An 11,879-nucleotide genomic window follows, 5' to 3' on the forward strand; every position below is an offset into this window, starting at 1 on the left:
CGCCTTTACCACTCCGCTGTTTCCGCGTACCCGTCTACCGGACACGGCTTCCCCCTCGCCATGACGACATGCCGAAATATCGAACAACCGCCAGCCTCTATTACTGCTGCGGCGATTGTTCCCCGACGGAAAGAAGTACATGAAGGTTCAATCCAAATGAATAATGACTTAGGAAAGAACCCGCGCCAGAAGGTGACCAAACTTCAATAGAAGTGGACATCCAAGGCATGCACATGCCGTGATCTGGGTCACACAATCGCATGCGGGGCTCTTAAATCCTCATACGGTGGCGCGATCCGGCCGCCTTCAACGCCGCACCCGCACTGCACTTCGCAGCGGCTGGGCGCATCAATGGACGGCGAAAACCGCCGTGGCTATTTTGCGAGAGATTGACCCTCGCGCGAGGTCGTTCAGGATAGGCCGGGGGTAAGCCGTGCAGAGTTTTCCATCAGCATGAATAATTGGGGGAAAGAAAGTGCAAAACATTTCGCGGGCCTCTCTGCCTCATTCTTGGGTGCGCCGCATGATTGTCGGTGCCACTGCCCTGGCCGTCTCGGGTGCCCTGGGGCTTCCCGGCATCGCACACGCGGCCACATCGGCGTCCAACGCCGGCTCAGCCAGCCGCTCGCCGGCCCGTGTTCCCGCCGGGCTGAGCGAAGATCAGGCCCTGGCGAAGGCGCGGGCCTCCGGCAAGCCGGTCCAGGCGACGGCCGCGACGACGGACTCCTCCACCTTGACCGCGAACCCGAACGGCACGCTGACGCTCAGACAGACCATCGCCCCGGTACGCAAACTGGTGCACGGGAGATGGAAGAGCCTGGATCCCACGCTCGTGCGCCAGGCGGACGGCACCATCTCCCCCAAGGCGTCGACCAGTTCCCTGACCTTGTCCGGCGGCGGCACGGACGCCCCGCTAGCCACCATGCGGGCCGGCGACGGAACCCTGGCGGTGTCCCTGCCCGCCGCGTTCGCGCTGGGAACGCCCTCTCTCTCGGGCGCCACCGCGACCTACCACAGCGTGCTGCCCAATGTGGATCTCGCCGTGACCGCGCAGGACACCGGTGGGTTCAGTGAGGTCCTGGTCGTCAAGAACGCTACCGCCGCGGCGAATCCCGCACTCACCGATCTGAATCTGTCCGCCAAGGCCACCGGGGTGACCCTGGCCAGCGACACGGCCGGTGACATCACCGCCAAGGACCGCCACGGGCGCACCGTATTCTCCGCCACCGCCCCCACCATGTGGGACTCCGGCCATGCCTCCGCAAACACCCCGAAGGCGACCGACCCCCAGACCGGCCAGAGCGTCGACACCCGCACCGGCAACCCGCTCAACTCCAGCCCCGCCTCTCCCGGAACCGCCGCCCGCATCACCAGTCTGAAGGCCGCCTACCACGCCGGAAAGATACGGCTCTCGCCCAACCACAGCCTGCTGACGGGCACGCACACCGTCTACCCCGTCTACATCGACCCGACCTTCACCGCCTCCGGACAGACCGACACCGTCCAGGCGTGGGCGTACGTCGACAACGAGTGGCCCGACACCGCATTCTGGAAGCCCGCTGCCTCCACCCCCGGGCCCCTGCACGTCGGCTACACCGACTGGACCTCCGACATCTCCACCAACCGGGCCTTCTACCAGACCAGCATCCACAGCGGCGTCTGGGGCGCAGACGACATCATCGACTCCAAGATCTCCTTCTACGAGAACTGGTCGGCGTCCTGCACCAAGGAGGAAGTTGACCTGTACTGGACCGGATCGATCACCTCCGGCACCACCTGGAACAACCAGCCCAAACGGCTCAAGCTGCTCGACTCCCAGTCCGCCGCCCACGGCTGGTCCACCTCGTGCGGCCCTGAAGACGTCACCTTCGACAGCAAATGGCTGATGCAACAGGCCGCCGCCGGCAAGTGGTCAAAGGCCACCTTGGAGCTGAAGGCCGCCGACGAGGGCAATGACCTGGCCTGGAAGCAGTTCAGCAAGCAGGCCACCATCACCACCACCTACGACCACACCCCCAACACCCCGACCACCCTGACCACCAGCCCGGCCACCAGCTGCTCCGCCGCCACTCCCACCACCCTGGGCCTGGGCGACGTCACCCTGCGCGCCGCGGTGTCCGACCCGGACGGCACCACCAGCCCGCTCACCGCCAACTTCACCCTGAAGAACATGTCGAGCGGTAGCACCTCCACCCGGGCCATCAACGCGACCAGCGGCACTACCACAAGCACCCTCTACTCCCACACCAATACCTCCGGGCCCTTCGCGGCGCTCACCTCCAAGACCGAGTTCGCCTGGTACCTCACCGTCGGCGACGGGGACCTGACCAGCAGTCAGTCGAAGACCTGTCACTTCTACTACGACCCCACCATCCCGGGCGCCCCCACCATCAGTTTCGTCACCTCCACCGCCAGTCAGTGTCCTGAACTCGCGGACAGTGCCTCGGGGGACAGTCTGTGCACCGTGGGAACGGCCGCCGGCTTCACGTTGACGGACACCAACACGAGTTCCGCGCCCGGCAGTTACCGCTACCAGCTCAACGGCGGCAATCCGGTCAGCGTCGCCGCCTCCAGCTCCAGCCCCTACACCGCAACCATCTCGCTGAAGCCGACCACGCAGACCAACGTCCTGACCGTCACCGCAGTCTCCAGCGGCGGGAACATCGGCGACACCGACGACTACCGGTTCATCGCCAAGGCTCCCGCTACCGCCGCCAGCGACGACCTCAACGGCGACGGCAACGCCGACCTGCTGACCGTCGGCGGCCAGAACTCCCTGCCCGCTGGACTATGGCAGGCCACCGGAACCGGAACCGGGAAGGTCGACGCGGTCGCCCGCGACATCGGTATCGACGGCAACGGCGTCTCCACCACCAGCCACACGGCCACATCCTTCACCGGCACCCAGGTCATCACCGGCCACTTCGCCAGCGCCACCGGCTTCACCGACGTTCTCGACTACAGCTACGACACCTCCACGGTGTCAGCCAGCGCGGAGATCCTGCGCGGAACCGGCGACGGAAGCCCCCTCGACCCCAACGGCGGCATCCCAGCCGCAGGCGACTCCACCGCCGCCTTCAGCCGCTCCATCAGCACAACCGCTGACGACGGCACCACCACCTCAACCACCGCCTTCGCCACATCCATCGCCAACGGCGGCGGTCTGTACAACTACGCCGTCAGCGACACCGACGATGACGGCATGTTCGATCCCACGGCCATGACCGGCTACTCCGACCTGCTCATGGTCATCGACGGCTCGCTCTACCTGTCACCCGACAGCGACCAGTCCGGCGGCTACAACGGCGCCGACGCCGCCACCGACCTGGCCGATTACAACCCCTACTGCCTCGCCCAGAACACCAGCACCACCACCAACTGCACCACCGGCTGGAGCGGCTGGACCATCACCAGCACCCTGCTGAACGGACTGCCCGCGGTATTCGCCCGCGACACCAGCACCAGCGACCCCTCTGCCGGACAGCTGTGGTACCTCAGCCCCGGCAACCTGACGAAACTCGCCGACGACGCGATCAACAACCTCGTCATCGACACCTCCCTCACCTCCGTCGAGGCCGCCTCCACCGGCTGGGACTCCGTCAGCCAGCCCACCCTCCAGGCCGCCGACATCAACAACGACGGCACACCCGACCTGTGGACCACCAACAGCACCGGCACCGCCACCGCCCATGAGATGACCCTGACCGGCACCGCCGCAACCTTCACCACCCCCATCCCCGCCGGCCAGGCCCTGAGCACCGACACCCACGACTGGCCGCTCAACGACTACGACACCACCGCCCTGACCGCCGACGACGCGGCCACCACCGCGATCCCCCTCACCGGCACCAGCGGCGTCACCGCGCCCACCGGCGGCCTGTTCGACCCCGACGTCGCCCTCGACTCCAGCGACCACGACTACCTCCAGGGCAGCAAAGCCCTGGACCTGACGAAGTCCTTCACCGTCTCCGTCTGGGCCGACCCCACCGCCTACGGTGGCGCGGTCCTCTCCCAGAGCGGCAGCGCGGACTCAGGGATCCTGCTCATCCCCACCACGGACGGCTGGCAGTTCAGCCTCAACACCGGGGCCGGCACCGCCTGGAGCTTCGACACCGTCACCGGCGGCACCGTCCACCTCGGCACCTGGGCCCACCTGACCGCCACCTACGACAAAACCACCGGCGTGATGAACCTCTACGTCGACGACGTCTTCGTCGCCACCGGCAGCCACACCGCCCCCAGCACCGGCGCGAGCGGCACCTTCCAGCTCGGCGACGACTGGCACACCAACGCCCGCGCCGACTACTTCACGGGTGAACTCGCCCGCGTGCAGACCTGGACCGGCGCCGTCGTACCCCCCGCCCAGCCCTACACCCCCGCCGGATACCACCAGGCTGTCACCCCCACCCGCATCCTCGACACCCGCTCCAGCAGCGGCCTGACCTACACCAGCGGCATCACCGCCGGCGCCAGCACCGTCGCGACCGACTCCGTCACCCATCTGAAGATCGCGGGCGACACGGTCACCTCCCCGGTCAGCGGCGCACCCACCACGATCCCTGCCTCGGTCACCGCCGTCGCCGTCGACGTCACCGCCACCGCGCAGACCGACGGCGGCTACGTCACCACCTACGCCGACGGCACCCAGCGACCCAAGACCTCATCCACCAACTTCACGGCCTCCACCACCGCCACCGGCTACCAGATCGTCCCCGTCGGCAACGACGGCAAGATCGACCTCTACACCCACGTCAACACCACCGGCGGCACCGCCGCCCTGATCGTGGACGTCACCGGCTACTTCACCAGCGACCCCACCATCACCGGCGACCAGACCTACACACCACTCACCAGCGCGGTCCGCGCCCTGGACACCCGCTCCAGCATCGCCCACACCAGCCTCACCACCACCGGCACCGTGGCAGCCGACAAGACCTTCACCCTCCAGATCACCGGCCAGAACGGCATCCCCAGCACCGCCACCGCCGTCGCCATCAACCTCGCCGCCGCCGACGCCACCGGCACCGGCTACCTCCAGACCTACGCCACCGGATACGCCCCCACCGCCGCCACCAGCCTCAGCTTCAACAGCGGCAACGCCATCGCCTCACTCTCCGGCGACGTACCCATCGGCACCTCCGGAACCATCACCATCTCCGTCCACGCCAGCGCCACCGCCGTCCTCGCCGACATCTCCGGCTACTACACCACCAGCACCACCGGCCAGAAATTCCACACCATCAACCCCACCCGCCTCGTCGACACCCGCAGCGGCATCGGCGGAACCACCACCCCCGTCGCCGCCAACAGCACCTACACCCTCACCCCCAGCACCACCCAGCACATCACCACAGCCACCACCCCCACCATCGCCGCCATGGTCACCATCACCGGCCCCACAACCGGCGGCAACGCCACCGTCTACCCCACCAGCACCGGCAAACCCGCCACCAGCAACATCAACTGGGGCACCGGCGACACCATCGCCAACCTCACCCTCACCCCCACCGACACCAGCGGATCCATCACCCTCTACAACGACAGCACCGGCACCACCGACCTCGTCATCGACTCCAGCGGCTACTACACCTGACACACCCATCGCACTGAACCCGAAGGGCCAGCCCCCAAGGCAACGGGAGCCGGCCCTTCGGCACTCCTCCAACACGGTGACAATCCAAGCGCCGGCCCCGTCAGCCCAAACGGACCCAGACATCCGCTGAGCTGGGTCCGTATGGACTTCATCTCTTCAAGGGATCGATCTCGCTCGCGCCCACCCCAACCACCATCCAGCTGATTCCAGGACCTGCTCACTCAGATCCACATCGGCCCGCACGGGGCCGCAGCCCTGAAGTACAAGCACGCACGGCTCACGGTGGCCGCACATCCGGACTCACCAGTCGCGGCCGTCCGGAGGGAGTTCGTCTGTCTCGTCCTGCATACGGTGCAGGGTGGAGTCCGCTAGGTCGCGGTAGAACTGCTCCTCGACGCTGCCCCGGGGACATCCGTCGGCCAGCTCAGTGGCCTTGGCCTGCTGCTCTAGATCCTCGGGGTGGGGCTCGCCAGGCGTCCCCCAACGCATCCCGCTCATGCAGGCGTCGTAGAGGGCGCCCCTCATTCTCTTCAGGATGGCGTCTCCGTGGCGGTCGGCGGCTCGCAGGCAGCGGCGTACGAACCCGACGTCCAAGACGAGCGTCCGTGGGGCTTTGGACAGCATCGCCGCGGCGATCCTGATCTTCATGGGGTCGCTGTCGTCGAGATATTCGTCAATCACGGCGTTGACTCGGGCGTCGTAAGGCCCGGCGACAAGCTCGAAGAGGCGAGCTCCCAGATAGCACCTGCGGGCGGATTCCGGGTCGGCGGCGATCCAGTCGCGGATCTGCCGCAGAAGGTCCGGGAAGTCGTCGTGATCGCGGAATGGAGGTGTCACATGCCAGCGGAAGGGCAGGGCGGAGTGCATGCCAATCGCTTGGCGTGGTGAGGACTCCGCCCTGGCTTCGAGCAGTTCGATGACGGTGAGGGGTTCGGTGCGGGCGAGTTCTGCGAGGAACCGGCCGATCTCGTAGCCGTCGATGGACGGTGCCGCGGTCAGAGCCGCGAGGAATGCCCCCTGCTGTTCCTTGGAAAGATCCGACCAGGACAGCGGACTGTACGGAGGACCGGCCACAGCCTGGGCGAACGCGTCGAGTTCCGCTATCTCCACGGCGGGCGGTGCGGTGAGCAGTTCGACGGCCAGGTTCTTGTGCTGCGCTGCGATGACGTGCACGGCGCCGAGCGTGGCCCTGCGCACGATGTCGTCCCCGTGGGCGGCGAGTTCGCGCAGCAGGTCCGCCTCGCCGTCCAGCAGATCGCCGCGACCGCGATGGTTACCAAACGCCTGCGCCACTTCCCGCGTGAGTTGGGTGTTCTCCGAGTCCATGAGCGTCCGCCCCCAGCGGACCGCGCGGTCTCCGGCGACGTGCCCCATCGCAGCGAGAGCGACCGACACCAGCGATGTCAGAGAGCACTCGGGCGCGGCCATGGCCTGCTCGCAGATGGCTTCACCGACGGACGGACGGTGGGTGACCAGCGTCCAGATGAAGGACCGGGCCCATCCGCTGTCGGTGCCGAAGACCCTGTCGTTCTCGCTGAGCAAGACATCAACGCGGGTGGCGATCGTGTCGTCTGTCCAGTCAGCGAGAGCGGTCATCACGTCGCTGAACAGCACGTCTTGCGCCGCCCGCGAATCCGAGACGGCGGAGTAGACAGCCGGGTCGGCGGGTCCACCGTGCAGCGCCCGGGCGAGTGCGTTGTCCGGTGAGGTGGAGATTGCGCTCAACAGGTCTTCGGCGGGGCGGCGGAGGCCATCGGGGCCGTGCTGTGCTAGCCATTGCAACTCAGTGCGCACGGCGACCAGGATCGCCGGCGGCAGGGCGTGATCAACGATGTACCGGTGCAGCCGGTCAACGGTGCTCGCGAGGTGCGGGATCCACGGCTGACACATGGCGTCCGTCACCGTCAGCCCGAAACCGCCAAGGGGCAGGCTGATTGCCTTGCCGATCAGGGAACAGGCCGCCGAGGCGCGTTCGAGCTGCGGGTGCCCCAGCTCCTCGAACGCCAGGTCCAGCGCCGCGCCGCGCATGTCCAGGACCTCACTGGTGAGGGTCAGCACGTAGGGGCGGAAGGTCAGCGTCCAGGTCGTGGGTGACCACAGCTCGTCATGGTCCTCCATGGTCAGCACGGGGGCGAGCACGCTCAGCGGCTGGTGGACAGTCGGAGCGGCGGGTGCCCGGGCCAGCCAGCGCTCGACCTGGCTGACGAGGATCTGCTGGTACTCGGTGGGGCCCAAGCGGGTGTAGCCGGCCAGTTCCACCAGAATCCGCACGGGGTGCGAGGGGTGTCGATTCAGGGGGCGCGAGTCGTCACGGCCCAGGCTCCAGAGGAGGGCGGCCGCCTGCGGCAGGAACTCCAGAGAATGAGCGGCGGCCTGGAGGACAGGGGCCAGGGCATAGCGCACATCCGTGTCGGTCCAGGTGTGGGGCAAACCGAACCCGACTTCCGCGGTGACGGAGTCACAAGGGTTGTCCACCGCCCACGTGGCCAGGTCAACAGCCCGCCGCGGTTGGAAGAAGGCGACCTTCGCCACGACCTCCAGCAGACTCACCCGTTCCCGTGCGTCCGCAGCGCGAAACGCTGCCCTGATCTGCTCCCACAGCGGCTCGATCAGCCCGCCGGTGCTGGTGCCCTGTTGCTGTTGCCACTCCACACGGCCGGTGTTCACCACCAGGTTGGCCAGCGCGCTGCCCTGGCCGGCTTCCATGGCTCTGGTGACGTAGCCCGTGGGCAGACCTGTGCTGCTGTGACGCGCAGCCTTGACGAGCAGGGCGTCACCCAGCAGGTCCGGCACCAGACGCACGGTGGTGCCGTGGCTCAGCACCACCCCGGCACCCTCCAGGGTCTCCAAGTGCCGGGCAAGGACGTCGAACGGCAAGCCGGTCAGAGCTTCCAGCGACGTGAGTACCGCCTCTTCCGCGAGCCGTACAGGCTGGAACGCGGCGAGGGCAAAAAGCAGATCCTGGGGTACCTGGCCGGATGCCGCATCGGCGGTCAGCGCCTCAGCGAGGCGGTCTGTGAGTTCCAGGTGGAGTTGCTCGTCGCCTGCGAATCTCCGGGGATCCAGGGCTCCGTTGTTGATCAACGCGCCGCCGGTGACGATCAGCAGCGGGCAATCCCGTGCCGCTGTGGCGAGCCTCGGTGCGTGGAGCCGTACCGCTTCGTCCAGAATCTCGCCAGCCAAGGAAAGAGCAGCGCCGAACTCCAGGTCCCCGATCTCGGCCACGGTGGCCTCGCTCGCGTGCAGGCCGGCCTGGGCCAGTGCGCGGCGGGCATGGGCCACGCCGTAGGGCCGCAGGGAGAGCAGCACGTTGGCGGAGCCGTTGGCGCTCCGGACCCCGGAGACGATTTTTTCCAGGGGAAGGGCATCGTCGTGTGCGTCGTCGACGATCACCAGCAGTCTGCCCGTGCTCGGCAGTTCCCTGAACGAGCCCGGGCCGATGGCGGAGTCGGGGCCGAGCACCCGTACTTCGACGGCGGGCTCTGCCTCGCGCAGCGCCTCGCACAGAGCCGTCACGATCTTCGTCTTCCCAACTCCGGCCCTGCCGATGAGAAGCGCGACGCCTCCTTGCTCGTTCCTAGCAAACGGTAAGAGGCCGTCCATCGTCTGCCCTCGCCCGACGAGTCGCCAACGATGCGAGTAGACCGCACCCTTGTTCACGTAGCGAAGGTAGTCGTGGGATTTCATCCAGGGATCGGGCTCCGCGGGCCCGTTCTGCTGGATCACGACCTGCGTGCCAACCACATCACCCAGAAAGACCCCGCCCCGGAAATCGATGTGGTCTCCTCGATACCAGGTTGCCGCACTGCCCGGCGTATGCCGCTGCATAGCATCCGCGACCGCTTGCGCGATGTGCGGATCGGCGACGAACACGTCTGCCAACCGGTCGGCCCAGGACCGCACCGCCTCCTGCCGGGCGGGCTGGGCAGCCGCCTCGGCAAGCACTTGCGCGGTAGCGCTCGGGTCATGTGCCAGCGCCTGCGCCAGTTCCTCCACCAGCCGGCGCCCGGCCTCCCCTCCGGCGCCTTCGGCCAACGCCACCAGCAACGCCGTCGGCAACACCTCGTCCATCTGTGCCTTCCCCCCCCCCGCTCTACACAACCGGCCCACCCGGAGCCGCAAGTCAACGGTAGGGGTTCAGGACGCACCACGTGCCGACCTGGCTTACAACCAGACCCGCACGGCGAGGCCGACCACCGCCAGCACCTCCAGCACCTCCAGCACCTCCAGCAGCGACAGGGCCTCGAGCAGCCCACCACACGGTCCGCCGACGCTCACACCCCACAAGACTGACGAATAGGCACAGGTCCTCCGCTCGGGCCAGGACAGCACAGGCCCCCAAGCCGCAACTACAGCGAGCAGGACCGTATTGCGCACCGCAACACCGACGTACCAGGGGATCCTCAGAGGGAAAGACAACACCCTGAAGCCCTACAAGCACCGACCTCCGCAGACGTCCCGTCAGCATCACCACGCACTGAAAATCCCGACAAAAGATCCCTCCGATAGCGCTTCAGCAGGTCGGAGGGATGCGCACAGCCGAGACCAGGGGAGTCGAACCCCCGACACATTGCACTCATTTGGGCTGCACCGCTCAAGACTTCCCATGCGATGCACCACAAGCAAACGAAGACCCCCTGGGCAGCCTACGCCGGGGTTCACGCAACTGCTCGGCATCACAAGATCCTCAACGAACACGCTTGGCCGGACCAGGTGTCAGCCTGCCTGACCAGTGACACAGTAAGCCTGACACCCCATCAGAACGAGCGTCAAATGAGCGTCACGAGCGTCATTTCAGCGTCAAGATATCGCCCGTAACGCCCACGCCGCACATGATGCGCACACACAAAGCCGCAGGTCAGGACAGCTTGGCGACCGGTTCAAGGATCGCGACGCACTCCACATGGTGCGTCATCGGAAACAGATCAAACGCCCGCAACGTCCGCACCCGATACCCCCCATCCCGGAAATAAGCGATGTCCCGAGCCAACGCAGCCGGATCGCAAGCCACATAAGCGATCTTCCGCGCCCCGAGCGACGACAGATGCTCCACCGTCTTCTTCCCGGCCCCCGCCCGCGGCGGATCCAGCACGATCAGATCGACCTCGCTGATCCCGGTCCGCGGCAGCACACTCTCGACCTTGCCCTGCTCGATCCGCACCCGCTCGAACCCGGCGAGATTGTGCCGGGCGTCCTCGACCGCGCGCTTGCCCGACTCGATGCCGAGCACCGCGCCCTTGTCGCCGAGGCGGTCGGCGAGGGCGCCCGCGAACAGGCCCACGCCGCAGTACAGGTCGAGCGCCATGTCACCCTTGCGCGGCAGCAGGCCCTGCATGACCGCCTTGACGAGGGTGTCGGCCGCCATCGGGTGGACCTGCCAGAAACCACCGCTGCCGACGCGGTACGTACGGCCGTCGGCCCGCTCGCGGACGAACGCGCGGCCGTGCACGCGGTGGATGCCGCCGTCGTGCTCCTCGACGCGCATGACGGAGACGGGGCGTTCCAGCTCGACCAGGGGCAGGCGGGCGCCGGGGCGGGGCTCCAGGATGACCATGCGGTCCTGGGAACCCGTCGCCGCGATCGCCTCGACCGAGGCCATGCCGGACCAGTCGCGCTCCTCGATGCCCAGCTCGCTGACGCCCGGCGCCGCGATCAGGCAGTGCTCGACCGGCTCGACCTCGTGCGAACGGTGCTTGCGCAGACCGGCGTTGCCGTCGACGTCCACCGCGTACTGCACGCGCGTGCGCCACCGCGGCACCTGGCCCGCGGGCAGCTTGTCGCCCTCGGCCGGCATCACCGTGCCGTCCCAGCCGGCCTCCTCGGGCGTGAGCCCCGCGAGCCGCTGCAGCTGCTCGGTGATGACCTCGCCCTTGAGGCGGCGCTGGGCCCCCGGCTTGGCGTGCTGCCAGTCGCAGCCGCCGCAGCGACCGGGTCCGGCGTACGGGCAAGGCGCCTCGACCCGGTCCTTGGACTCGTCCAGGATCGTCACCGCGTCGGCACGCAGGAACCGCGCGCCCTCCTCGCCGTCGGTGACCCGCGCGACGACCCGCTCACCCGGCAGCGCGTGCCGGACGAACAGCACCTGCCCCTCGGCCGTACGGGCGATGCAGTGCCCGCCATGGGCGACGGGGCCCACCTCGACCTCGTACTCCTCCCCCACCAGCGATTTCTTCGGTTCTGCCTGCATGGCGGGGTGACTCCAAATGCGAAAGGGGGCGAGCGAAAGGACGTACCAAAGGGGACGGCCGGACAACAGCCCACCAGTCTACGTGGACCCCGCCCGGCC

4 protein-coding genes are annotated in these 11,879 nt (G+C 67.6%); 1 reads left to right on the top strand and 3 read right to left on the bottom strand.

Annotation, left to right across the window (positions count from 1 at the left end; translation table 11 throughout):
- Positions 1–523 precede the first annotated feature (523 nt).
- A complete protein-coding gene (locus tag OO69_RS53590) occupies positions 524–5,593 on the top strand; it encodes a beta strand repeat-containing protein (protein ID WP_033283945.1) in 5,070 nt (1,689 codons plus the stop codon).
- Between the two features lie 300 nt (positions 5,594–5,893).
- Here OO69_RS53590 and OO69_RS29910 read toward each other — a convergent pair whose 3' ends face one another.
- The 3 genes from OO69_RS29910 to OO69_RS29915 all read right to left on the bottom strand — a co-directional run bounded on the left by OO69_RS29910 (position 5,894) and on the right by OO69_RS29915 (position 11,780).
- Complete coding sequence (locus OO69_RS29910) at positions 5,894–9,664, bottom strand: ATP-binding protein (RefSeq protein ID WP_033283946.1); 3,771 nt, start codon at positions 9,662–9,664, stop codon at positions 5,894–5,896.
- Positions 9,665–9,757: 93 nt separating this feature from the next.
- Positions 9,758–9,880 (bottom strand): hypothetical protein, encoded by a 123-nt coding sequence (locus OO69_RS53595; RefSeq protein WP_267885217.1) that lies wholly within the window; start codon positions 9,878–9,880, stop codon positions 9,758–9,760.
- A 571-nt stretch (positions 9,881–10,451) separates the two neighbouring features.
- Positions 10,452–11,780, bottom strand: coding sequence for a class I SAM-dependent RNA methyltransferase (locus tag OO69_RS29915; protein ID WP_033283947.1), 1,329 nt, complete (start codon positions 11,778–11,780; stop codon positions 10,452–10,454).
- Between the last annotated feature and the right edge of the window lie 99 nt (positions 11,781–11,879).

It is taken from the genome of Streptomyces sp. NRRL F-525 (assembly GCF_000716605.1).
Lineage (GTDB): Bacteria > Actinomycetota > Actinomycetes > Streptomycetales > Streptomycetaceae > Streptomyces.

Excerpts from the sequence above, each read along its gene's own strand:
- OO69_RS53590 (WP_033283945.1), top strand. The coding sequence starts at position 524 with ATGATTGTCGGTGCCACTGCCCTGGCCGTCTCGGGTGCCCTGGGGCTT.
- OO69_RS29910 (WP_033283946.1), bottom strand. The coding sequence starts at position 9,664 with ATGGACGAGGTGTTGCCGACGGCGTTGCTGGTGGCGTTGGCCGAAGGC.
- OO69_RS29915 (WP_033283947.1), bottom strand. The coding sequence starts at position 11,780 with ATGCAGGCAGAACCGAAGAAATCGCTGGTGGGGGAGGAGTACGAGGTC.